The 23,263-nt window shown below is 63.9% G+C and carries 19 protein-coding genes and 1 tRNA gene; 15 read left to right on the top strand and 5 right to left on the bottom strand.

The genetic code is table 11. The annotated features are described in order from the left end of the window. The first annotated feature begins 39 nt into the window (after positions 1–39). Positions 40–567 (top strand): hypothetical protein, encoded by a 528-nt coding sequence (locus DKM19_RS50100; protein ID WP_162642022.1) that lies wholly within the window; start codon positions 40–42, stop codon positions 565–567. A 271-nt stretch (positions 568–838) separates the two neighbouring features. Here DKM19_RS50100 and DKM19_RS36100 read toward each other — a convergent pair whose 3' ends face one another. Beyond that, positions 839–1,720, bottom strand: coding sequence for a hypothetical protein (locus DKM19_RS36100; protein WP_162642021.1), 882 nt, complete (start codon positions 1,718–1,720; stop codon positions 839–841). Positions 1,721–2,656: 936 nt separating this feature from the next. Here DKM19_RS36100 and DKM19_RS50095 point away from each other — a divergent pair. The 6 genes from DKM19_RS50095 (at position 2,657) to DKM19_RS36060 (ending at position 11,538) form a co-directional block, all read left to right on the top strand. Continuing rightward, a complete protein-coding gene (locus DKM19_RS50095) occupies positions 2,657–4,174 on the top strand; it encodes a HEPN domain-containing protein (protein ID WP_162642019.1) in 1,518 nt (505 codons plus the stop codon). Positions 4,175–6,362: 2,188 nt separating this feature from the next. Further along, complete coding sequence (locus DKM19_RS36080) at positions 6,363–7,865, top strand: TIR domain-containing protein (protein WP_162642018.1); 1,503 nt, start codon at positions 6,363–6,365, stop codon at positions 7,863–7,865. Between the two features lie 251 nt (positions 7,866–8,116). Then, positions 8,117–8,956, top strand: a complete 840-nt coding sequence (locus DKM19_RS36075; protein ID WP_162642017.1) for a helix-turn-helix transcriptional regulator — start codon at positions 8,117–8,119, stop codon at positions 8,954–8,956. Positions 8,957–9,052: 96 nt separating this feature from the next. Further along, positions 9,053–9,460 carry an ATP-binding protein gene (locus DKM19_RS36070; protein WP_110702024.1) on the top strand — a complete coding sequence of 136 codons (408 nt, stop codon included), beginning with the start codon at positions 9,053–9,055 and terminating at the stop codon, positions 9,458–9,460. A 412-nt stretch (positions 9,461–9,872) separates the two neighbouring features. Next, complete coding sequence (locus tag DKM19_RS36065; protein WP_110706234.1) at positions 9,873–10,715, top strand: sigma factor-like helix-turn-helix DNA-binding protein; 843 nt, start codon at positions 9,873–9,875, stop codon at positions 10,713–10,715. A gap of 1 nt (position 10,716) precedes the next feature. Next, on the top strand, positions 10,717–11,538 hold the full coding sequence (locus DKM19_RS36060) for an integrase (RefSeq protein ID WP_110702022.1): 822 nt from the start codon (positions 10,717–10,719) through the stop codon (positions 11,536–11,538). On the opposite strand, the gene DKM19_RS36055 is transcribed toward DKM19_RS36060, so the two are convergent. After that, the gene (locus DKM19_RS36055) at positions 11,520–12,320 is read right to left on the bottom strand and encodes a DUF4190 domain-containing protein (RefSeq protein WP_110702020.1); all 801 of its coding nucleotides are present in this window, start codon (positions 12,318–12,320) and stop codon (positions 11,520–11,522) included. The genes DKM19_RS36060 and DKM19_RS36055 overlap by 19 nt on opposite strands. Positions 12,321–12,576: 256 nt before the next feature. Between DKM19_RS36055 and DKM19_RS36050 the strand changes: the two genes are divergently transcribed. The 3 genes from DKM19_RS36050 to DKM19_RS36045 are packed head-to-tail and all read left to right on the top strand — an operon-like array spanning position 12,577 to position 14,173. Next, on the top strand, positions 12,577–13,002 hold the full coding sequence (locus DKM19_RS36050; protein WP_110702018.1) for a plasmid replication, integration and excision activator: 426 nt from the start codon (positions 12,577–12,579) through the stop codon (positions 13,000–13,002). Continuing rightward, positions 12,999–13,121, top strand: coding sequence for a hypothetical protein (locus DKM19_RS52635; protein WP_255415457.1), 123 nt, complete (start codon positions 12,999–13,001; stop codon positions 13,119–13,121). Before DKM19_RS36050 ends, DKM19_RS52635 begins: the two co-directional genes overlap by 4 nt. After that, positions 13,118–14,173: a tyrosine-type recombinase/integrase gene (locus DKM19_RS36045; protein ID WP_110702016.1), complete on the top strand. Its 1,056-nt coding sequence runs from the start codon at positions 13,118–13,120 to the stop codon at positions 14,171–14,173. The genes DKM19_RS52635 and DKM19_RS36045 overlap by 4 nt, the downstream gene beginning before the upstream one ends. Before the next feature lie 761 nt (positions 14,174–14,934). Here DKM19_RS36045 and DKM19_RS36035 read toward each other — a convergent pair. Continuing rightward, positions 14,935–15,008: transfer RNA gene (locus DKM19_RS36035), tRNA-Arg, on the bottom strand. A gap of 225 nt (positions 15,009–15,233) precedes the next feature. Between DKM19_RS36035 and DKM19_RS36030 the strand changes: the two genes are divergently transcribed. From DKM19_RS36030 to DKM19_RS36010, 5 genes are all read left to right on the top strand, one after another. Continuing rightward, positions 15,234–15,875, top strand: coding sequence for a PadR family transcriptional regulator (locus DKM19_RS36030; protein WP_110702014.1), 642 nt, complete (start codon positions 15,234–15,236; stop codon positions 15,873–15,875). Positions 15,876–16,167: 292 nt separating this feature from the next. After that, the gene (locus DKM19_RS36025) at positions 16,168–17,118 is read left to right on the top strand and encodes an ATP-binding cassette domain-containing protein (RefSeq protein ID WP_110702012.1); all 951 of its coding nucleotides are present in this window, start codon (positions 16,168–16,170) and stop codon (positions 17,116–17,118) included. After that, positions 17,115–17,936, top strand: a complete 822-nt coding sequence (locus DKM19_RS36020; protein ID WP_110702010.1) for an ABC transporter permease — start codon at positions 17,115–17,117, stop codon at positions 17,934–17,936. Before DKM19_RS36025 ends, DKM19_RS36020 begins: the two co-directional genes overlap by 4 nt. A gap of 297 nt (positions 17,937–18,233) precedes the next feature. Further along, positions 18,234–19,034 (top strand): phosphotransferase enzyme family protein, encoded by an 801-nt coding sequence (locus DKM19_RS36015; RefSeq protein WP_110702008.1) that lies wholly within the window; start codon positions 18,234–18,236, stop codon positions 19,032–19,034. After that, complete coding sequence (locus DKM19_RS36010; RefSeq protein ID WP_110702006.1) at positions 19,018–20,034, top strand: cobalamin biosynthesis protein; 1,017 nt, start codon at positions 19,018–19,020, stop codon at positions 20,032–20,034. Before DKM19_RS36015 ends, DKM19_RS36010 begins: the two co-directional genes overlap by 17 nt. 117 nt (positions 20,035–20,151) lie before the next feature. On the opposite strand, the gene DKM19_RS52185 is transcribed toward DKM19_RS36010, so the two are convergent. Both DKM19_RS52185 and DKM19_RS36000 read right to left on the bottom strand, forming a co-directional pair. Continuing rightward, a complete protein-coding gene (locus DKM19_RS52185) occupies positions 20,152–22,335 on the bottom strand; it encodes a sigma-70 family RNA polymerase sigma factor (RefSeq protein ID WP_110706233.1) in 2,184 nt (727 codons plus the stop codon). 270 nt (positions 22,336–22,605) lie between these two features. Continuing rightward, entirely contained in the window at positions 22,606–22,938 is a 333-nt protein-coding gene (locus DKM19_RS36000) for a YciI family protein (RefSeq protein WP_110702004.1), read from the bottom strand. Positions 22,939–23,263 lie beyond the last annotated feature (325 nt).

The following is a 23,263-nucleotide window of genomic DNA, read 5'->3' as shown; positions in this document are numbered from 1 at the left end:
GGGCAGGGCGGCCCCGCCTCTCTGAGAGGCGGGGCTTCGTTGTTTCTACCTGAGGCGTTCCAGGTAGGACAGTTCCTCGAAGCGCCCAAGACAACCTACGAGGTAGACCGGCGCGGCGTCGTCAATCACGCTCAAGCGCGGGTGCTGCTGGATGCGATGGGAAAGCAGGCACGTAGCGGCCCGCGGCTCGTGGCGTTCTTCGCAGTGATGTACTACGCCGGGCTACCTCCCGAAGAAGTAGTCGATCTGCGTGACCGCAACGTCACCCTTCCCGATTTCGTGCAGAACGAGGACACCGGCGAGAGGGAGGAGCCGGCAGGTGACTGGGGAGAGCCGCACTTCGCCGTCGCGGCCCCGTTCGCCGGCCGTGAGTGGACCGATAGCGGCACGCTCCGCGAGGAACGCGCACTCAAGCACCGCCCAGACGGACACACACGGAATTCCCTGCCCGCCCCCGCTTACCAGAATTCTCCGCACTCACCTCGCTGCCAGATACGGCAAGGGGAGAGATTATGGGAAAAACGAAGCCTTGGTCTGTCGATCGCATACACCAAGCACAGTGACTAGGCGTAGTCAGGCGACCCTGAGGGAGAAAGCAGCACGGCGGTGCGTCGCAGGGGCCAGTGTGTGCCTTGGGTACGGCGATTGCGTAGTGCGGGTGCGGCGCAGGCCGCCGCGTCCGGGGCCCACGCCGCACGCCCGGACGGCGTGCGGCAGAGAGTCGGGTGCGGCCGACGCAGGGCGCCGCCTCGATACCTATGAGGACAATTCAGCAATGCAACGGGACTATCTTCGCCTCTGCTTCGATGCCTGGTCGCAAAGCTTCTGGCAGGTGGGGTCAATCGGCGAGGAGCGCCGCGGCATTGGGAGTGAGCCGGCCGAGAGTGCCGTCGGGGCGCATGAGGTTGCGGCAGCCGTCAAGCTCGGCGTAGGCCTCCCGGGAGCCGGTGCTCAGTACCGCGAACCGGGTGTGGTCGCTCGGGCAGTCGGTGGCCGGCGCACTGTCCAGGGCGGTGAGCAGGGTGCGCAGGCTGCGGCCCTTGAGGATGCGCACGGATTCGAAGCTTCCCCCGACCATGTCCGAGGACTTGTCCAGGGTGCGGTAGACGCACACGCGCAGTCCTTTCGGCGCGGGATTCCACATCGGACGCGCCTGCTGCGGTTGCGTCGTCCCCGCCCGCAGATGGGAGACGGTGAGGATCACGTCCGTGTACTTGTCGCCGCAGCCGGCTCGGAAGGCCTTTTCGCTCTCGACCCTGCGGGTGGGGATCTGTTCGTCGACCCGGTACGGCAGACGGCGGAGGGCGTCCAGGGCGGAACGAAACGGTTTCCCGCACACAGTGGTCGGCAGGTCCGGCAGCACCGCTCTGCCCGCGGAGTCCACCACGACGAAGTAGTCGACCAGGATCAGCTCCAACGTGCAGTTCTGGCCAAATATTGATCTCTCGGACGGGTGGCGTAATTCGATCATCAGCTCGCCGGCAGGACCGTCGGTGTGCTCTTCGATCACGACCTCCCAGAGACCCTTGCCAGGCAGGTAGCGGGAGTCCCAACGGCAGCGGATCACCTGGACCGGCACGAAATCCTGGGGAAGCACTTGGCGTGGCAGGGACAGGTCCGGCTGCGGTCCCTTCGGGCAGGAAGCGCCGACGACATGATCCAGTCGCGCGGTCCTGTCTGCGGCGTGGTCGCATCCGGCGAGAACCGCGACAACGAGCATGATGAGGACAATGCGAATAGGATGCACCGCCGCACCCTATTCGGGAAATGTCATCCGTTCTTGCTGGTTCACTGAGAAAGACGATCAAGGGCGAGGTGCTTTGAGCATGCGTGGTGGGGTCGCGCTGGCATTTGAAGGATGAGGGATTCCCTCTGTCGCGCGGGTGATCGAGGTGTTGTCCAGTCCGGGGTGACCGATGTCGAGAGGGCGTGCTGAGTACGCCGGCCGATCGCTTTCATCGGGTGGATACAGGCACTGGCGCGGATCAAGGCGCTGATCTGTGAGTTGCGCCGATCCCATCCGTGGCGGGGCAACGCTCGCTGGTGTGCTCCGTGGGAACGGATTGGGAATGATCAACCGCAATCCACCGATGTCAGCCGTACACCACCGGACATTGCGAGAGGGCCCACCCCCCGGCATCGCTGCTGGTCACGGGCCCTCTTGGCTGCTCACGAGCTGTGCACCCTGCAGGATTCGAACCTGCGACCGTCGGATTAGAAGTGGAACGTCGCTTCTTGATTGGGTGGTTCTCTGACCTGCGGTCAACGTATGTGATCATCCTTGATAGAAGTTGACGTTCCGCATATGTTCCGGATCTTGTTATCGGCCTGCTTGGGTTAGGGAGCCCCATCCGGCCCTCACCGAGTACCCCAGCCGCCGAGGACAGGTAGCCAACACAGGCGATCGCTCGTGCCGTAGGGGCGTGGATTGCGACTTTCGCGCTGCCGCGAGCGTATCAATCCTCGCAATGCCCATATTGGACGTAGTTTGTGATGGGGTTTGGATATAGGGGTGCGTGAATCCCTGGGAGGGCGTATCGTGCTAATCCAAAGTCTTGGAAGGCCAGCCATGGCGGCTGAAAGCGAAGCGTCTGACAGGGCACTGCTCCTATAGAGGCACCGAGTTAAGACCGGCTCCCGAAATAAGGTGGAGGCTATGGAAAAACTAGACGCTCTAGGTGTCTTTTGGCTTCAAGGCAATGAAGATGATCAGCTGACAGGACAACTTACCTTCGATGTGCGAGAAGGAATAAGTCTTTCAGTGGTTGGACGCTTCAATGATTCGCAGGTCGATGAAGACGAAGTCCCAGACGAACAAGTCGAATATCAAGGTGTCAAGAAGACCTCATCAAAAACTGGGGAAGTATTTACATCTGCTAAGAATAGCAGTGTACCCATAATAGGCTGGGTCGGCTCAAAAGAGGTGACTCTCCTTGAATGGCACTCTGCCCAGAGTAAGGTGCGTTCACCTGGGGTAATAGAGCAGCGTATTCGTGCGAATCAACTCTTTCTTGGCTATCATGTCAACCCGGAGGATCTGCAATTCAAGTCTGCTAGAGTAGAGTTTAGTCAGCTTGTATCATGGGTGGGGCGCACCGGTATACGCGACCACGCTGCAAGCCGCGTTTTGGATGGTACACCAGTCTCCGAAATTACGCTCACTCCTGTGGAGGCGGAGTCAGCAACATTCTCGCGTGGTCGCATCACTATCGGCTATGGGTGGAGACAGCATGGAGATCTTCGACGGGAGGCCATTCTTGAGCACTGGCCGTACGTTCAGATCGACTATGACGCTCTAATCGACTTCGATGAGATCAAGCGGGATGTCGGGCGAATCGAAGACCTGCTTTGTCTGTGCGTCGATGCGCCAACGGATATGGATCGACTTACCTTGACGAGGCCGGATGTGCATTCCAAGATGCTGTCTGGCGAAGATTCCGGCTATCCACAACAAGTCGAATTTCGAGCTCCTCGACTTCGCCATACGCCGACAGATAGTCGAAAGAGTATCGGCTATCACGATATGCTTATATCTTTCGATGAAATCGGGGGAGTTGAGGCGATTGCGCGCTGGATAGATGGTGTTCAGAAATTTAAAAGAGCGCTTAATTCTGTCATGAGTACGCGGTATGCAGAGCGCATGTATACGGAAAATAGATTCCTTAATATTACCTTCGCGGCCGAGGCGTTCCATCGCATAACGCAGGGTGGGACCTACATGGAGGAGGATGAATTTCGTGAACTGTTCTCCGCCTATGCAAGCTTGACGCCAGAAGCTCATCAGCGTTGGTTGAGCGATCGCCTTCAATATGGCAACGATGCTCCTCTCGTCAAGAGATTGAGGAAGCTGGCTGCGAAATCCAAGCCCGTGACGCGATATCTAATCGGCAGCGAAGGTACTTGGGCACAGACGATTTCATACGTGCGTAATGAGCTTACTCACTTAGGTGACGAGACGGTCGCACTTAAGGGTAGCGATCTGTACTTCCTTTCCGAGTCTGTCTACTCGGTTCTCCGCATATGCATGCTTCTAGAATGCGGCGCACCCCTAGATGCCCTCGCATCCAAGGCGAACTCAAATGCGATGACATGGCAGAAGGCTCGGGTCCAGGCCGCGCTGAGAAGCGTTAGGGCTCAACTGGGGCTAACGCGGTCCGAGTCGGTCGCGACGTGACAGGGGGCCAGGTCTGCAACTTGATCAGGCTCTCTGGTTGACAGTCAGCCCGGGTGAGACCTTGTCAGCCCAGTCATCCAGGCCAGCGGCCAACACCTCTTGCAACCTGGCTTTCCCCACGCTCTCCGCAAGATCGTCAAGACACTCACATTGGTCTAGAATGCCTGCGACTGTGCAGAGGTAGATCCCCATGATCCGGAGCGCTTGGGCTGACATCTCCAGCACCTCCTCACCTGGGATGGGAATCTTCTTCGCATAATTGCGGAGGATCTCTACCAGGCATTGCCCCGCGCGGTCGGCAGACGACTGACCTACCAGTACATCGGCAACGAGTTCGTGAGCTTGCTCCTTCGCCTCCAGGAGCCGGCGCGCAGCCGCGGCAAGCGGTGCACAACCAGAGCGCTCGGAGGCCTGTACCTCGCTCCAAAGCTTCTTACCAAGGAGATCGGATCCTTGCTTAGCGACAGCGGTTGGCCAGCCAGCTCTCGTTGCGTCAACGGCTAGTTCAATGATCGTCTTATCTACGGTGTTGAGCGGCGCGGCTGCCCTTGAGCTTGCGGGGCTCCCCCGTTTGCTATGGCGAATCACCTGGCCTCGGTGATCACCGCAAGGAGAGTTCCTCCGACGTCGGCATGATTTTCCCGTGCGCGTCTCATTCGAGCCGCATAATCCAGCCATGAGCTGACCATCCGCCGAACTGCCATCTCTACCTAGTGGCCGTGCCGCCACTATTGCTCGGTCAGAGAGTAGGTACATCGCACCTTGCCAAAGCACCATGTGCTAGTTAGATCATAAATGATCTTGGGATCATTGCAAATAAAACCCTTAAATCCCTGCCCGTAAAAACGGATACCGATCTTGCTCGACCTGCGAAGATACCGCTCAGTACACTAATTGTCTTCTCCGCGACTCCCGTTCCCCTTTGCTCCCCCGTCTCATCGGGCATGCCATCAGGGCTCCCGGATCCAGAACCTACGGGTTGAACCGGAAGGAGCTTCTTACTGGCAGCGCTCTGACCTGATGTTTTAGATTTCGCCTAGTCCTCTGCGGGGCTAAGCGATCTGCTTATATTCCGGATCTTGGAATCCGACTCGCCTGCTGCGATCTTCGATTGGTCAGTGTTCCCACTGCTCCGTCAGGATGAACCGTGGCTAGCCACGTTGCTCGGTGGGACGGGGCTGAGGAACGAAGTCCCGGACCGTCGATCGCCCCCAGCCATCTACGCCGACTAGCCACATGGAGGCGATCGTAAGGGCGCAGTTACATCGGCTAGATCTTCCCATCGCCTCCGCCCCTTGGCCTGCTCAGCTTGTCCTGGGCAGCGGTGACAGGAAGCTCCGGCCCACTTCAGCCACTGATTACCTGGTACTTGTCGCGGCCTTCCCGGAGCCCAAGGCTCTCAACGGAGATTTTCTGACGGTACGTTGCTGCTTCAGTGAGCAGGAAAATCATGACATTCTGTGAGCTGCAGCGCGGGCGCAGTTGCACTTCAGTCACTGAAACATCACTACCGAGACATCAGCCAGCGAAGTCCTATGATCTACTATCGCGGTCAACCGACGCGGAATGCTATTCCGCCATTATCAGCCAAGAGGTAAAGTGACGACCACAACCAGACACCTGAGCCAAGACCAAGTCAAGCATCTGGAATTTATACAGGCGACCATAAATAGAATAAGCGGAAACTCTTTCCTAATAAAAGGCTGGACGCTAACTGTAACCAGCGCTTTACTAGCGTTTGCTACTTCCAGCTCGAATTGGCATATTGCTCTGACGTCTTTCGTCCCGCTTGTCGCCTTCTGGTTATTGGATAGCTATTTCCTGCGACAAGAGAGACTATTTCGAGGTCTCTACAATGACGCTCGCAGGCCAAATTCCTCCGTCGAACCCTTCAGCATGGATTTGCACACTTACCGTAGCAAAATCAGCTACTCTCGATCCATTTGGTCTTTTACGCTCACGCTATTCTATGGAGGTCTATTAATGGCCCACCTGTTCATATTGATAACGAATGCCATTAAATAGAAAAATCCCTTGTTGATCAGTTGCTTCCTCAAGGGATTCAAGCGGAATAATTCGGACAAGCAATGCAAAACGCCTATATACTATGACATTTTAAGTTATGTAACGATGCGATCATGTCTTGCTGTAGGATGCATCTACCAATATTAAGGATGCTGGAGAAGCGGTGAAAGCAAACAGGCGCCCGAATGAGAAGCCGACTGGGCCAACACTCGAAAGCGTTTTTAAGATCGGAGGTGTCCCTGAGTTCACGTTTGTCCATCCGAGCCGCTGGGGCACATTGCTAACCAACCTTCGAACACCGGGACGCGGTCTAGTGATCGAGGGCCCATCCGGCATCGGGAAGACCACGGCCGTTAAGAAAGCGCTAGAAGAACTCGGCTGGGAGTCAAGGGCGCAAGTTCTCTCTGCCCGCCGGCCTAAGGATCTTGAACTAATCGAGTTCCTTCCTTTGATTGAAGATTTCGGCCTCGTTGTCATCGACGACTTTCATGTTTTGAAGGATGAGGTTCGCGCACAAATAGCTGATCTACTGAAGATTCTTGCCGATGCGGAAGAACTCACCAGTAAGATTGTCGTCATCGGTATTAACCGAGCAGGGGAACGCCTAGTTGAGCATGCCCCTGACGTCGTAAATCGCCTGGATGTTATCAAGTTCGATGCCGAACCATCGTCCAAGATCGCAGAAATGATATCTCTGGGCGAGAAACATTTGAATATTAAAATAAAGGCCCGTGATCACATAATAGAAGCTGTTCACGGAAGCTTCTACTTGGCCCAGCTGCTCTGCCATGAAATGTGCTCAGACTCCAATATATTTGGAGCTCAGAGAAAAAGCGTAGAAGTAACAACGCCGTATTCTAGGATTAAGCGTCTTATACTTGAACGACACCAAGCTCGCTTTGAACGGGTCCTTACCAAGTTTGCGCGCGGTAACAAGTTCCGCCCCAGCGGTCGCGCACCATACATGTACATCCTGCGCTGGCTGCAGCAGCAGCAGACTTGGGCCATATCGCTTTTTGAGGCTATGGCCTTGGATCCAAAGTCTAGAGCAAGCGTAACTGTGGTTCTTAAGAACGGGTACTTGGCTAAACTCGTTTCCGACGAAGAGATATCTAGCATTTTTCATCTAGATTCAGTGACGAATGTTCTATCGATCGAAGATCCGCAGGTGGCCTTCTATGTTCGCAACCTAGATTTGGCTGCATGGGGAAAAAAGATCGGATTCCGAAAGATCACCTTTACCACAAGTTACGATGTTGCCCTGTCTTTTGCAGGAGAGGATCGACAATTCGCGGAAGTCTTAAAAGAGCAACTAGAGGAGCTAGGTGTCGTAGTTTTCTACGACCTAAATGAGCAAGCACGTATTCTTGGTGAAGATCTGGAGAAGTTCTTCGGGCCGATCTATGAAGCGGAAGCAGACTATGTAGTCGCAATTCTAGGTCCTACTTACGGTTTGAAACGATGGACCAGGTTCGAATCCGGCATCTTCGAGGATAGATTCGATAAAGGTCACGTTATCCCGATCTGGTCGACTGCCGTTCCGGAAACAGTCTGGGATAAATCCAGAACACGAGGAGGTTGTATCTTCGATCCTCAAAAAAACATTGAGACGCAGGCAGCAGAGATCGCCGAGCAAATCGCTCGGAAGGTAAGCGGCGACGGATGACCTAGCCCCTGGCCGTGCGCCTAACACACGGGGCTGCGATTCTGCCGCCGACCCTCTTGGGTCACTCATCGTGACGCTCGCTAACCGCGGCCCGAGCACGGACGTGCGCGAGAACGGCCCCCAGGCCGCACGCGCAGCGTGCGGCCGAGCGCAGGGCCGCGCCGCGCCGCTTGATACCTATGAGAACAATTCGGCAGTGATCCAGGTTGTCCCTCGGCCGGTCTACTTGGGCGAGTGGTAGAACGCTGGGTGTGGAGGATCGACGGGATCGCCTTCGGGCGCTGGGCGAGTTGCTGCGTCGGCTACGTAAGGACGCCGGGCTGACCGGTAAGGATCTGGCGTTGCGGGCTGGAGTGGCTCAGCCAACGATCTCGCGGATCGAGACGGGGCAGCTCCTTCCGGTTCCGGAGACGGTTGATCGGCTTGTTGAAGCGCTGGACCTGGACGACGTAGGCCGCGGGGAGCTGGATGCTCTGCTCATCCGGCTACGCGATGAGGTCTCCCGCCTCAAGGGTGGGCTTGCCGGGCGGGAGGCGGCCAATGCTGCCCGGCTCCGATCGGCTCAGCGAGTGGTGTCGTTTCAATCGGCAATGATCCCGGCGTTGCTTCAGACAGCGGAGTACGCGCGGCTCGCCTTGGCTTTCGGCAGAGAGGTCGATGAGGAGGATGCGGCCAAGGCTGCGGCGGTTCGGGTGGAGGCGCAAGCCGTCCTGTTCGAGTCGGGGCGTGAGTTCTACTTCGTGCTGACGGAGGGGGCGGTTCGGACGTGGCCAGGGTCGCCGGCGTTGATGCGGGCGCAGCTTGATCGATTGCTTCAGGTCTCGACGCTTCCCCATGTGGGGCTTGGGATAGTGCCGTGGTCGGTGGAGGCTCCGGGGTTCCCGCTGCACGGGTTCACGATCTATGACGGGTCGGTGAGCGTGGTGGAGAGCCTGACCGGTGATCTCACGCTGAGCGAGTCAGAGGAAATTGCGGCGCACGGGGAGACCTTCGAGGCGTTCGCGGCGGCCGCCGTGTATGGCGATGGGCTGCGGGATTTTCTGGGGCGGATCGGGATGGAGTATCAGGAGTTGGCGGCTCGCCTCGAATAAGTGACGTATTTATGCGTCGAATACCTTGAGTGCTTCGTAGGTTCACTCATACGCTGGCGGAATGGATGTATAGCCCCCTAGACATCGGAGTCCGCCGTGTCGCTCCCCTGCATCTCCCGCACCTTCCTCGGTTCTCCTCGATCGATCGTTGAAGCTCGCCGCTTCGTCACCGCCATGCTGAGCGGCTGGCCGGAAGCCGAAGACGCCGAACTGATCGTCAGCGAGCTGGCCACCAATGCCGTCCGGCATTCCGAGAGCGGTCGATTCGGGGGCCGGTTCACGGTGTCAATCCATACCGAAGCCGATCGGCTCTGGCTCGGCGTCCTGGACGAAGGCGGCCCTCGCTCCCCTCGGGCCTTCCCGCCCCATACCGACGGGGAAGACGGGCGAGGGCTGATGCTGGTCACCGAACTCGCAACGAAGTGGGGCGTGACCGGCGACGACAAAGGTCGCATCGTGTGGGCCGTCCTGGACCGGCTTCCCCAGCCGGCGGTACGGCAGTGAGCTGCCTGGCCGCTCACGTTCCGGTCCCCCAATCCGATCACGCCCGGCTGGCCTGGATGGACCCGCGGCTCGGTGAACGGTGCCGAGTGATCGCCTGGACCTGCCACTGTCGCTCGGTCGTCTATGAGCTGTGCGCCTCGGGTGGCCAGGTCTTCCTTCGCCGAACCGTGCAGGGAACACTCTGCGCCGTCCAGGAAACCGGCCGGACCCGCATGGCCGAAGGTCAAGAGCTGTGGGCGGCGGTGCTGACGGGGCGCGCTCGATGACCAGGGGAGTACCGAAGCGCCGTTCAGCGATCCGGGCAGTGAGTCTGAAAACAGGCGAAGCCCTTAAGTCCGTACTGTCAAGGGGGATAGACGACATTTCGTCTAGGGGTCTAGACTCGGTGGAGCACCACCGAAAGGGAACCACCGTGCCACCGAGTGACCTTGAGCGGATCTCCGCCATCGACGACCCGTACCTGTTGATCCGGACCGCAACAGAGCGGCTGAGCGCCGCACAACAGGAGGTCACCGAACTGGCCCGGCTACGGCGTCGAGTGATTCAAGAACTGCACGCCCAAGGCGTCTCCTACGCACAGATCGCCGAACAAGCCGGACTCTCACGCGGGCGCATTCACCAGATCAAGCACACCGGACCGGCCCCGGAGGGCGCGTTCCTCGGCACCGGCATGGTGACCGTGGTCACCCCCCTGCGGCTCGACCCCGAGAAGAAACGGCCCGTCCTCGCCCTAGACGACATGCGCTCGGGTCAGCGCCTGGAAGAGCTCGCCAAGTCCTTCGGGCTCGCCATCGCCTCAGACAACGTCACCATCGACGGTCAGATCAACCTCAACCGGCCCAACCTCGTAGTCGTCTGCGGCCCCCGCATGTCCGAAGCGATGTACACGGCCTACGACACCGACCCCGTCATCCGGTGGGAACGCGATGACCTCGGCTGGCTGCTGCGCGACACCCGCACCGGTGTCGCTTACCGGTCGGGCACCCAGGTCGTCCCGGAGCAGCCGACCGACTCTGCATACCTCGGCCGTCTACCCCGGCCGGATGGCAACGGCACCTTCCTGGCCATCGCCGGAATCCGCACCAACGGATCCCTCGGCGTGGTGGACCTACTCACCTCCGAGATCGCCACGATCTGGGGACAGGTCGCAGACCAGCGCTTCTCCACCGTGGTCAGCGTGGAATACGACCCCGACAGCGGGGAACCAACCCGAACCCAACTTGCCAGTCCGCTCTATCGACACCAGGACGACTGACATGCGGCTCACCCTCGCCACCGAACCCGCCTATCCCGACCGGCCCAACGAAGACTTCATCGGCGCCACCCCCGATGCCATCGTTCTCCTGGACGGCGCCGGCACCCCTGCGGATCTGAAATCGGGCTGCTCCCACGGCGTCGCCTGGTATTCGCACACCCTCGGCTCAACTCTCCTTGCCGGGATGACCCAAAGTGCCGACTCCTTGACCACGACCCTCGCCGCGGGGATCAAGGCCACGGCCTCGATGCATGATTTCTGCTGCGATCTCTCCCATCCCGGCTCGCCCTCGGCCACCGTGGTCATGCTCCGTCGTACGGCCGACACCCTGGACTGGCTCGTGCTGGCTGACTCCGTGCTCGTCCTCGATCTCCTCGACGCCGACCCCATGGTCATCTGCGACGAGAGGGAAGCCCTGACCGGTAACCGCTACCGGGGACCGATGAACGCCGCTGCCGGGGGAAGCCCGGAACACCTCCAGGCCCTGAGCCGCTACATGGAGGCCATGCGCGCACACCGCAATGTCGACGGGGGATTCTGGGTAGCCTCGGTCGATCCCCTGGCCGCGGAACAGGCGTTGACCGGAACAGTGCCGGCTGCCCTGGTACGCGCTACCGCGATCCTGAGCGACGGAGCATCCCGACTCGTCGACCGATTCGGCCTGGCCACCTGGCGGCGAGCCCTCGACCTGCTCGATGACTCCGGCCCCGAAGAGTTGATTCGGCAAGTGCGCCTAGCCGAACACTCGGATCCGGGGGGAGAACGGTGGCCACGCGGCAAGACCTTCGATGATGCGACCGCTGCCTATTTGGTGCTGCCGTAGACCTTGATGCGGTCGACCTTGAAACGGGGCACAGTCGTATTGCCACCGATCTGCGTCTCGTAGCTGTAGCTATCCACCACTGTTACGTACGCCTGGAACAGGTCGTCCTCGACCACATCGGCGAGTCGAGATTTCGAGCCGACGTAGGCGGCGTTCTGCCCGAAGTTCACGATCCCGTAAGCCGGCTGCTGCTTGGTTGGACCTGTGTCGGCGAGGAATCCATCAGCGCCCGTGGCTGCGTCGAACTGTGTGACTTCGCCATAGAGGATGAAATGTTCCCCGGCGTAGGCGTCGGGGTCTTTGGTCAGCTTGGCGAAGCCTCTGGTCGAGAGCTGCTTGTAGTCCTCAGTCTTGAAGACTGGCTTCTTCGGGGAAGGCGCGGGTGCGGGCTCATCCTCAGCGTCGCCATCCTCGCTGCTACTGGCCTCGGTGGCGACCGCTGCTGAATCGGTTCCGGTTGAGCCGGGTCCCGCCGCGGAAATGATGAAGAAGAGAGAAATCGAGGCTATGCCCAGGTAGCCCAGGACGAGTCCCGCTACGGCTAGCCCCTTACCCCCGGCTCGGGTTGTCCGAATATTTGAGATCGCCATGTGCCCGCAGATGATCGCGACGAAACTTCCCACGCCGCAAATCCAGAGAATTCCGAAAACCAAGGATGCGACAGCCAGGCCACTGGTGCGTGGGGCTACTGGTGGGGGTGCGTAGGTTGGGTATCCGCCTTGCCCGTAACCGTATGGCTGTTGATAGCCAGAAGAGTGCTGGTCGTACACGCGGACCCCCATTGGACCGTTCGAATGGCGTCAGCTTATGCACCTCCCATAACTACCGGGTCACATTTCCTCACGCATAACTTTTGTAGCATCTAATCCCTTTTGTTCTTTATGGGCCTGGCAAGTCGAGACCGAACTTGCCAATCGCGTTTACCCCCCTAGACAGTTGGGGCAGACTCCAGATACCTTCGCTTGCATAGCCCCCTAGACAGCCAATCTCGACGGAAGCACCGTCACTGTCTAGGGGGATAGACGAAAGGCAAATCTCATGGCCATCCAAGGCCCCATCCCGATCAACTTCCACCAGGTCTTCCCACACGGCTGCTTCGTCGTCGGCGAGGTCGAGCAGGTCAAGGACTTCGACGCCTCCAACAAGGGACGCACCGTCTACGCCAAGGACAAGAACACCGGCGAACTCATCTGGCAGGTCGCCGTCATGGACGCCGACCCCACCGTCAAGGCCGGACAGAAGACGGTGGCGGTCAAGATCCTGTCCCCGGTTCAGCCGATCGTCCCGGCTGCGCTGCCCGGCCTGCCGTTCGTGCCGGTGGAGTTCGACGGCATGACCGCCACCGCCTACGTCGGCCAGAACACCGGCCGGCTGGCCTGGTCGATTCGGGCAACGGCGATGCACCCTCCCCGTTCGACCGCGGTTCCGGTCAAGGCTTCGAACGGTAAGGACATGGCCGCGTGAGAAAGCACCTGCCCTACACCCGTGCCGTGGTGACGCTCGATGAGGACGGCACCCGGCTCGACACCTCGTTCCGTACTCCCTACCTGTCGGTCAGCGCGCTGGGCGCCGAGGGGGCATGACCGACACACTGGCGAACATCACTTCCGTGTTGATGAACGACCTGCCTGGCCGGCCTGATGACGAGATCATCCGGCGGGCGCTACGCGAGTTCTCCTTCCTTCCGGAGGATCGTCGCCCAGTCCTCTCGCCGGAGATCGCTCGCGCTGTGCGGTGGCTGGAGGCGGCTTCACTGCCCCTGAGCGCTCTGGAGGAGGCCAAGCACACGCGGGCGGCTCTGGAGGCTCTGGCGCTGATGCTGAACGGCAAGGCGGCGGCCACCTCGACCTACCGGCGCAAGCGGGCGGTGTTCCATCATGTGCTGGAGTACGCGGTGGAGTTGGAGGAGCTTTCGGCAAATCCGCTGCACAAGGTCAAGCTCTGCAAGGCGAAGTTCGATGGCGAGATCGATCGGCGCTCGGTGGTCAACCCGGCTCAGGCCCGTGAGCTGCTGACCGCAGTGACCTACGTGGGCCGGTCGAGAGGGCTGATGCTGGCGGCATTGTTCGCCTGCATGTACTTCGGCGGTCTGCGTCCGGGGGAGGCGGCGGGGCTCCGGAAGAAGGACTGTCACCTTCCGGCGACCGGTTGGGGGCTGCTCACCCTGGAGAAGACCAAGCCGCAGAGCAACAAGCGGTTCACCGACTCAGGGGAGACCCACGACGAGCGCGGCCTCAAGCACCGGGGCCAGAGGGAGACACGGCCGGTGCCGATTCCGCCAGAGCCGGTGACCATGCTGCGCGACCACATCGACACTCACGGCGTCGCCGACGATGGCCGGCTGTTTCGCACCCGCACGGGTGGCCTGATCTCCGGATCGGCCTACGCCAAGGTCTGGAAGGAGGCTCGGCTGTATGCCTTCACTCCCGATCAGGTCGCCTCACCTCTGGCGGGCAGGCCATACGACCTGCGGCACGCGGCGGTCTCCCTCTGGCTGAATGCCGGAGTCCACGCACCGGAAGCGGCGGAGAGAGCGGGGCACGGGGTGGACGTGCTGCTCAAGGTCTACGCCAAGTGCATCGACGGACAGCGGGACGTGGCCAACCAGCGCATCCTGGCCGCGCTCACTGTGTGAGACATCGTAAGAACACCACGACGACGAAGGGTCCCGGCTCACACCGGGACCCTTCTCCATGTAGGAAGGTGATCATTTTTCGTGAATACGCTGATGCCACCATCCGCCGAAGCGCCATGGGTAATAACGCGCCCAGGGGTCGGGGATGGTCCGGCGGTAGAACTCCTCGTCCAGCCGCGTCACGATTCATGAAAGCTCTGCCTTGGCTGGGGATCGAAGGCGTCGCAGAGCGTATTCCAGCGTGTTCCGGGCCTCTGCCGGGTCGCAGCAGGGGCAGTCATCTTCAGGTAGGTAGAGATAGCGGCCGGGCTGCCGGAGGAACCGTTTGTAGTCGGCGAAAGCCTCGGCGACGGCCCCAGGCCCCAAATGCTGGAGTTCGATTCGCGCGATGGCCGCACAGGTCCGGCTGGAGACGCCGGGAATCTTGGGGGCTGGGCGATAGTGTCAGCGATTTGCCCACGCTTGCGCACGGAGGATGCTCGGCCGCCTACGCGGCATCGGCCTTTCGGGTCGTCATGAAGCGCATCGTGTCAGACCTCGACATCACGAACCACCCCGCAGCGTGCCCTGGAACGCTCGGAATCCTTCCGCGAACCTCCGGAGCTCCCGGCCCACCTGGGAAAACGGGGCTGGATCCATTCCGCGTATGTTCCGCGAGCAGTGGCATGCGGCTGTTTTCAGCCACCTGCGGCTGCATGAGGGGTGTGGGCCGCAGGCAAGCAAAAGGCCAGGTCAGCGCGTGGATGACCTGGCCTCGGCAGTGCACCCTGCAGGATTCGAACCTGCGACCGTCGGATTAGAAGTCCGATGCTCTATCCAGCTGAGCTAAGGGTGCCCCCGCCTAATTGTGCATGATCCTGGGAGCATCCACGCATCGGTTTTCCTCCTGTGTCGCGAGGATCACCCTGTGATGTCGATCACCGACCGCCCGAAGGGGCCGGCGAGGACGTCCGGGCCCAGATAAAGCTCCCTTCGACCGAGACAATCCGGGAAAAATACTTGCGATGTATCGCGAGTTGGCTAATACTCGAAGTCGAGTATTCGAATCGGAGGATGTCCCATGACCCGCAGGCGGAGCAACCCCCTCGCCCTGGCCGTGATGGCCCTCCTGTTCGAGCGCCCGATGCACCCGTACGAGATGGCCTCCTCCATGCGCACCCGGCGCAAGGAGGAGAGCATCCGTCTCAACTACGGCTCGCTCTACTCGGTGGTCGAGAGCCTGGAGAAGCGCGGGCTGATCAAGGCGGTGGAGACCGTTCGCGAGGGCAACAGGCCCGAGCGCACGATCTACGCGATCACGGAGCCGGGCAAGCTGGAGCTGTTCGACTGGCTCAGCGAGCTGATCAGCACTCCCACCAGGGAGTACACCGGCTTCGAAGCGGGTCTGTCACTGCTCCCCGTCCTCCCGCCCGACGAGGTGATCCGGCTCCTGGAGGAGCGCAGGCTCAAGCTGGAGCAGCGCCTGCACGCGGACGCCGCGCTCCGGGAGCTCACCGCCAAGCAGGATCTGCCGCGGTTGATGCTCATCGAGTGGGAGTACACCGACATGCTCCGCCGTTCCGAGCTCGCCTGGGTGGACGGTCTGATCGACGAGCTGCGCGCCGGCACGTTCGACGGGCTCGACCTCTGGCGGCTCTGGCATGAACGGTCCGCCGCCGGTCTGCCGGCCGGCTTCGACGACCTGGAGGCGCCCACCCCCTGACACGCAAGTGGTCCCCGGCGGGTGCTGGAACACCGTGCCGGGGACCGGAAGGTCTCGCGTGGAGGTGAAACCTGGCCTTGCTACAAGGCAGTTCCACGATAAGGGTTCGTGCCCGCGGAGAACGACGCACCTTCGGTGAGAGAGCCGCATGCTCTCGTACGGCTGCGCCCCACAGCGCCACTCGCCGCCCGTGGTCCGCTCCGCGTCGGCCCGCTCCTGATGCGTGCGCGGCCGAGCGCCGTGACGCCGCCAGGTCATGCCTCCGCACACGTAATCCTGTGGAGGAAACGAAATGGAATCCATCCAGGCAGACCGCCTGGTCAAGGCGTACGGGAAGGTCCGTGCGCTGGACGAGCTCAGCTTCGGCGTGCCGACCGGTACGGTCTTCGGCCTGCTCGGCCCCAACGGCGCGGGTAAGTCGACCGCGGTCAAGATCCTGACGACCCTGTCCCGGCCCGACGCCGGGAACGCCCGGGTCGCGGGCATTGATGTACGGAAAAATCCGGACCAGGTGCGCGCGGCCATCGGCTGCGTCACCCAGAAGATCAGCGTGGACCCCCAGGCCACCGGGCGGGAGAACCTCCTCCTGCACGGCGCCCTGTACGGGATGTCCAGGCGGCAGCTCAGGCTCCGCGCAGGCGAGCTCATGGACAGGTTCGACCTCGTCGAGGCGGCCGACCGTCAGGCTCGCACCTACTCCGGCGGCATGCAGCGCAAGCTCGACGTCGCCATGGGCCTCATCCACCGCCCCCGGGTGCTCTTCCTCGACGAGCCGACCACCGGCCTGGACCCGGAGGCCAGGGCCGCGATGTGGACGGAGATCGCCAGGCTCGCCGCGGAGGAGGGGCTGACCATCCTCCTCACCACGCACTACCTGGAGGAGGCCGACAAGCTCGCCGGAGCCCTGGCCATCGTGGACAGGGGAAAGGTCGTGACCACCGGTAGCCCGGACGAGCTCAAGAGCCAGCTTCGCGGTGACGCGATCGTCGCCGAGCTCGTCGATTCCCAGAAGATCCCGCAGGCCGAGGAGGCCCTGCGCCGGGTGCACGGCGCCAGAGAGATCACCACGGCGGGGCGGGTGCTCCGGGCCAGGGTCGACGACGGCGCGGCGGCCGTACCGGCCGTGCTGGCCGCCCTGGACGCGGCCGGGGTGAAGGTGGGGGCGATCACCGTCGCCCGCCCGTCCCTGGACGACGTCTACCTGCGTCACACCGGACGGACCTTCGAGGAGGTGGCGGCATGACGACCATCACGATTCCCGCGGACGTGAGCGCGGGGAGGAACAGGGGCTCGCTCCTCGTACACTCCGCCTACTTCACCCTCCAGTCGATCAGGGCCCTGTGGCGGCAGCCGCTGTACGTGGCGGTCATGCTGGTCCAGCCGATGGTCTGGCTGCTGCTGTTCGGGCAGCTGTTCAAGCGGATCGTCGAGCTGCCCGGTTTCGGCGGCGTCAACTACATCGACTTCCTCGTCCCCGGGGTGGTCGCCATGAACGCGCTCTTCATCGGGGCGTGGAGCGGTACCGGGTTCATCGAGATGATGGACCGGGGAATCATGGACCGGGTGCTGGTCACCCCGGTGCGGCGAGGGGCGATCATCATCGGCTCGCTCTCCTACAACATGCTCTCCCTGCTGGTCCAGGGGATCATCGTGTTCGTGGTGGGCCGGCTGTCCGGGGCGACCTACCCGGGAGGCCTGCCGGGCATCGCGACCAGCCTGCTGGCCGCCATGCTCCTGACGGCGGGGTTCTGCTCGATGTCGAACGCCCTCGCGCTGCTGCTGCGTACCAACGAGGCGTTGATCGGCCTGTCCCAGTTCCTGACGCTGCCGCTGATGTTCCTGTCCACCGCGATCATGGCTCAGGAGGCAGCCCCGGAGTGGATCCAGACGGCCTCCGCGTACAACCCGGTGAACTGGGCGGTCGTCGCCGCCCGGGAGTCCCTGGCGGCCTCGCCCGACTGGGGTACGGTCTGGGCGAATCTCGGAGGGCTGGCGGCGGTTGCGCTCGTCCTGGGATATCTGGGCACGAGGGCCTTCGGTTCCTACCAGCGCTCCCTCTGAGAGAGCCCTGCCGGTGCTGCCTCTGAGAGCTCTGCCGGTGTTCCCTCGGAAAGAGTCCGGCTGACCCTCCCTCCCAGAGAGTCCGGCCGGCGCTCTCTGAGAGGGCTCGGCCGACGCTTCCTGAGAGCCGGCCGGCGCTCCCTGAGGGGCCTTGCCGGAAGATCCCGCTGAGCGCTCCCACCGGGGATTTCGTCACTCGGTCCCGTCGGCGCCCTCTCTGAGAGTTCACTTCGAGTACGGGCCGGTCCACCCGAAACCGTTCTGTGCGGTGGGTGGACCGGTCTAGGCTCGTGTGCCATGTTCGTCGTCACACTCCAGGAAGAGATCCCCCTGGTGGGCGGTGATGTCACCGACGGGGTGGTGCGGGTCGGCGACACCGTCCGCAGACCCGTCAGGGCCTCCACGCACTCCGTGCACGCGTTGCTGCGGCACCTCGAGGCGGAGGGGTTCGACGGAGCGCCTCGCGTGGTGGGCCTGGACGAGCGGGACAGGGAGGCCCTGACCTACGTCGAGGGTGACTCCGCGCTCAGGCCGCTGCCCGCCTACGCGCTCACCGACGAGTCCCTGGCCGCGCTGGCCCGCCTGATGCGGAGCTTCCACGACGCCTCGGCGAGCTTCGTCCCGCCGCCGGACGCCGTCTGGGAGGCCGGGTCCAACGACGACGCGCCCCCGGAGCTGATCGGCCACTGCGACGTCAACCTCGACAACGTGATCTTCCGCGACGGGCTCCCCGCAGCGCTGATCGACTTCGACATGGCCCGGCCGACGACCCGGCTGTTCGACATCGTGACCACCCTGCGCCACTGGGCTCCGATCGCCGACCCCCTCGATCTGGAGCCGCTCCAGCGCCGCCTGGACATCGGCCCGCGACTGCGCCTGTTCTGCGACGCGTACGGCCTCACGCCCCGTGACCGCCGCCACCTCCTGGATCTCGCCCGGCTCCGTTTCGACCGCTCCTACCACGCCATGCGCAACAACGCCCTCACCATCGGCGGCGGCTGGGCCCGCATGTGGGCCGGGGGGGCGGGCACGCGCATCCGCCGGGCCAGCGCCTGGCTCGAGACCCACCAGGATGAGCTCCATGAGCATCTCATCTAGCCGGTCCGGGTCATCTGGCTTATCCGGACGGTCGAAGTCTGGGCGGTCGAAGTCCGCGCGGCGTGAGGCGAGGTGGGCCGAGGCGCTGGGAATGCTCGCCGGGGTCGCGATCGACGCCGCGTTCGCCGACCCCCGGCGAGGGCATCCGGTGGCACTGTTCGGGACGGCCGCGGCCGCGCTGGAGAAGCGGGTGTACGGCGACGCCCGGAGCAGGGGAGTGCTCTACGTGGGCCTGTGCGTCGGCCCGGTGGCGCTGCTCGGATACGCCGCGACCCGAGGGGGAAACCCGGTGGTGCGAGGCGTGCTGAGCGCCGTGACGACCTGGTCGGTCCTCGGCGGCACGACGCTGGGCCGCGAGGGCGTGGCCATGGCGGAGTTCCTGGAGGACGGCGACCTCGAGGGGGCGCGAGGGAGGCTGTCCCACCTGTGCGGGCGAGACCCGTCCCGGCTTGAGGCGCCGGAGCTGGCCAGGGCCACCGTCGAGTCGATCGCGGAGAACACCTCCGACGCCGTGGTGGCGCCGCTGTTCTGGGGCGCGGTGGCCGGCGTGCCCGGGCTGCTCGCCTATCGGGCGATCAACACGCTGGACGCGATGGTCGGCCACCACAACGCGCGCTACGAGCACTTCGGCTGGGCCGCGGCCCGGCTCGACGACGTGGCCAACTTCGTTCCGGCCCGGATCACCGGACTGCTCACGGTCCTCGCCGCCCCCCTGGCCGGGGGCTCGGTCAGCGAGGCGGCGGCCGTACTGCGCAGGGACGGCCACCGCCACCCGAGCCCGAACGCGGGCCGGTGCGAGGCGGCCTTCGCGGGGGCGCTGGACGTCACGCTCGGTGGCACCAACGTCTACGGCTCCCGCGTGGAGCACCGCCCGGAGATGGGCAGGGGACCCAAACCAGAGGTCCAGGACATCCGCAGGTCCGTACGGCTCGCACGGGCGGTGGGCTTCGCCGCCGCCGGACTGGCCGTTCTCGCCGCGCTCCGGGGCACCCGCCGATAGCTACCGGGACCGGACCGACGGGCACCGGGGGCCGAACCAAGCGTGGCCGACCTGTCGCCGCCGAGGTGTCGGCCGCCGATCTTTCGATGAAGTGCTCCGCCGGTATGGCACGGGCCCCTACCTGGTCCGGAGTTGGTCGAGGGTGTAGCCGGTGGCCTGCTTGAACAGATACTCGGCCCGTTCGTAGGAGAGTCTGCGGCGGCCGGTCTCTGGGCACAGGTCGCCGGGGGCGGGGGGCCGGCCGGGGCCGGGCCTGCGGTCGGACAGGAACAGGGGGCCGCGGCCGCGGCCCGCGACGAGGCGGGGGATGAGCTCGGCGGTGCCGGCCCGCCACCGGATCCAGCGGGACCCGGAGGACTCCCTTCCCGCTCGCGCGGCCACTCTCCCGCGCATTTCGGCCAGGTCGAGGTCCTCGACGTTGAGCGCCAGCGCCGAGCCGACCCCGGCCGCGCTCTCGTGGAGCAGCAGCCACAGGGTTCGTTCGCGCAGGGCGAGGTCCGGACGCTGCCACAGCGCCTCGATGTGCGGCCGATCGATGGGGCGGGTGCGTCCCCGAGGTTCGGGCCGCCGACCGAGCCCGGCGGCCAGGTCACGGGTCAGATCACAGGCCGGGTCACGGGTCAGATCACGGGCCGGGTCTCGGGTCAGGTCACGGGCCGGGTCTCGGGTCAGGTCACGGGCCGGGTCTCGGGTCAGGTCGCGGGTTAGGTCATGGGCCGGGTCGCGGGGGAGGTCGCGGGTTGGGGCACGAGTTGGATCACGGGCCGGGTCGCCTGCCGGGGCACTGGCCGGGGCACCGGTTAGCAGGCCCTGGGTGGCGGCCCAGGTGGAGAAGGAGCGTACGGCGGCGCGGTGCCGGTTCCAGGTCGCGGGGGCGGCGCCGCCCCACGCCGCGGTGAAGACGTCGGCGACCTGCGCGGCGCTCACGTCCGGTAGCGGGATGCCGTCGCCGAGAGCGCGGCGCAGCCGGCTCATGGTCTGGCCGTAGGAGCGGACGGTCGCGGCGTCCAGATCGTCACGGGAGAGGAAGGCGCTCGCGGCTTCGGCCAGGGTGACGGCCGTCCCCGGGGGAGCCGCCTCGGCGCAGGCCGCGGCGCGTTCGAGGAGGATCGTGCGTTCGGGCCCGTTGAGGGTGAGGGCGGCTGCGCGTTCGAACTCCCGCCGGGCCTCCTCGTGGCGACCGAGCCTGGCCAGAAGGTCGCCGCGCACGCTGGGCAGGCGGTGGTAGTCCTTGAGCGCCGGTTCGGCGATCAGGGTGTCGGCGAGTGCCAGTCCCGCCTCGGGTCCGTACGCCATGGCCAGCGCGACCGCGCGGTTGAGCTGCACGACGGGCGTGGGCAGCACCTTGGCGAGGGACTCGTAGAGGGTGGCGATCTGCGTCCAGTCGGTCTCCTGCGCCGTACGGGCCCGCGCGTGACACACGGCGATGGCGGCCTGCAGCACGTAGGGGCCGAGGGGTCCGCCGCACTGCCTGGCGCGCAGCAGGGCCGCGAAGCCGCGGTGAATGAGGAGCTGGTCCCAGCGTCCGCGGTTCTGCTCGTGCAGCGCGATGGGCTGCCCCGACGACGTTGTCCGGGCGGCAGACCGTGACGCCTGGAGCTCCATCAGCGCGACCAGGCCGTGCACCTCGGCCTCGCCGGGCGCGAGTCCGGCCAGCAGGCGGCCCAGGCGCAGCGCCTCGTGGCAGAGGTCCTGGCGCATCCAGCCGTCACCGGCGGTCGCCGCGTACCCCTCGTTGAACACCAGGTAGATGACCTCGAGAACCGACGACAGACGCGCCGCCCTGTCCGGACCCACCGGGATCTCGAAGGGGATCCGGAGGGCGGCGAGGGTGCGTTTGGCCCGGACGACGCGCTGCGCGACGGTCGGCTCGGAGACGAGGAACGCGCGTGCGATCTCCTCGGTGCGCAGGCCGCCGAGCAGCCGCAACGTCAGAGCCACCCGGGACTCGGCGGGAAGAGCCGGGTGGCAGGAGACGAACATCAGGCGCAGGACGTCGTCGCCCACCGCATCGTCGAGGTCGTCGAGGGCCTCGTCGAGGTCGGCCTCGGAGGTGTCCTGCCGGGTGGCGATCTCGTGGGCGAGCTGCTCGTGCCTGCGGTCGAGCCGCTCGCCGCGCCGCAGGTGGTCGACGGCGCGACGCTTGGCGACGGCCATGAGCCAGGCGCCCGGGTTGTCCGGCACGCCCGACTCCGGCCACTGCTGGAGGGCGGAGAGCAGCGCGTCCTGCGCGAGCTCCTCGGCCAGTCCCACGTCGCCCACCATCCGGACGAGTCCGGCGATGATCCTCGCCGACTCCATCTTCCAGACCGCGTCGACCGCGCGGTGGGTGTCCTGGGATGTCACGTGCTCGATCAGAGCATCCGCCCGGCCGGATATGCAAACGCCCGATCAGTTCTCCGGGCCTTGATCAGGGCACTCGGCCCGGTGTGCGAGTGCCCGGTCAACTCTTCGGACCGAAGATCTGTCGGAGCGGAGCGCCTGCCCGGCCGGGTGTGCGAGCGCTCAGGCGGTTCTTCGGGTCAAAGGCCCGATGGGGCAGGGCGCCTGGCCGGGTGCGCGAGCGTCCGATCAGTTCTCCGGGCCGAAGACCTGCTGGATGTCGCCCTCGCCGTCACCGATGATCTTCCAGAAGCGCCGGGACAGCTCGACGGCCTCCTCCTTCGAGCGCGCCTCGATGAGCGCGAAGCTGACGATCGCCTCCTTCGCCTCGGTGAACGGCCCGTCGGTGATGGTGAGCTTGCCGCCGGAGGCCGAGACATGGGTGCCGGCAGGGTCCAGGCCGCCGGTCGCCAGCAGCACCCCCGCCTGGGTCATCTCCTCGACGAAGGCGGCCATCTCGGCCATGACCGTCTCGGTCGGGGGTGCCAGGTCGCCGCCCTTGGTGGTCATCAGGAATCGCATTTCGGTGTCTCCTCACGGTGGTCGGATGACCGATCCTCGCCGGTCTCCGGCTACGCGTCGAACGGACCCGGCGGATATCGACACGCGTCGCCTGACCAGGGCGGCAGCCGGATGTGACAGGGAATGCGATGTGACAGGGAATGCGCGCCGGCTCGCATATTCGCAGCTCAGGGACGTGATGGCGTGGCGATGTCGAGTCGGGCTCTCCTCGTTCGACGCGTCAGCGAGGCCGGCCGAACCCGGCGGCCCCCACCCGGCGACGAACCTTCGTCGCACCAGAACCCGGCGACCTTCGTCGCATCACAACCCGGCGACGGATCCCGTC

Source organism: Streptosporangium sp. 'caverna', from assembly GCF_003203775.1.
Taxonomy (GTDB): domain Bacteria; phylum Actinomycetota; class Actinomycetes; order Streptosporangiales; family Streptosporangiaceae; genus Streptosporangium; species Streptosporangium subroseum.
Note: the sequence above shows the minus strand (reverse complement) of the source record. Positions and strands in the feature narration are given on the sequence as shown.

What these genes read in the sequence shown, in the direction of transcription:
- DKM19_RS36045 (WP_110702016.1), top strand. Translation starts at nt 13,118, where the DNA reads ATGACCGACACACTGGCGAACATCACTTCCGTGTTGATGAACGACCTG.
- DKM19_RS36050 (WP_110702018.1), top strand. Translation starts at nt 12,577, where the DNA reads ATGGCCATCCAAGGCCCCATCCCGATCAACTTCCACCAGGTCTTCCCA.
- DKM19_RS36100 (WP_162642021.1), bottom strand. Translation starts at nt 1,720, where the DNA reads ATGCTCGTTGTCGCGGTTCTCGCCGGATGCGACCACGCCGCAGACAGG.
- DKM19_RS36055 (WP_110702020.1), bottom strand. Translation starts at nt 12,320, where the DNA reads ATGGGGGTCCGCGTGTACGACCAGCACTCTTCTGGCTATCAACAGCCA.
- DKM19_RS36020 (WP_110702010.1), top strand. Translation starts at nt 17,115, where the DNA reads ATGACGACCATCACGATTCCCGCGGACGTGAGCGCGGGGAGGAACAGG.
- DKM19_RS36060 (WP_110702022.1), top strand. Translation starts at nt 10,717, where the DNA reads ATGCGGCTCACCCTCGCCACCGAACCCGCCTATCCCGACCGGCCCAAC.
- DKM19_RS36010 (WP_110702006.1), top strand. Translation starts at nt 19,018, where the DNA reads ATGAGCATCTCATCTAGCCGGTCCGGGTCATCTGGCTTATCCGGACGG.
- DKM19_RS36030 (WP_110702014.1), top strand. Translation starts at nt 15,234, where the DNA reads ATGACCCGCAGGCGGAGCAACCCCCTCGCCCTGGCCGTGATGGCCCTC.
- DKM19_RS50095 (WP_162642019.1), top strand. Translation starts at nt 2,657, where the DNA reads ATGGAAAAACTAGACGCTCTAGGTGTCTTTTGGCTTCAAGGCAATGAA.
- DKM19_RS36015 (WP_110702008.1), top strand. Translation starts at nt 18,234, where the DNA reads ATGTTCGTCGTCACACTCCAGGAAGAGATCCCCCTGGTGGGCGGTGAT.
- DKM19_RS36025 (WP_110702012.1), top strand. Translation starts at nt 16,168, where the DNA reads ATGGAATCCATCCAGGCAGACCGCCTGGTCAAGGCGTACGGGAAGGTC.
- DKM19_RS52185 (WP_110706233.1), bottom strand. Translation starts at nt 22,335, where the DNA reads ATGGAGTCGGCGAGGATCATCGCCGGACTCGTCCGGATGGTGGGCGAC.
- DKM19_RS36000 (WP_110702004.1), bottom strand. Translation starts at nt 22,938, where the DNA reads ATGCGATTCCTGATGACCACCAAGGGCGGCGACCTGGCACCCCCGACC.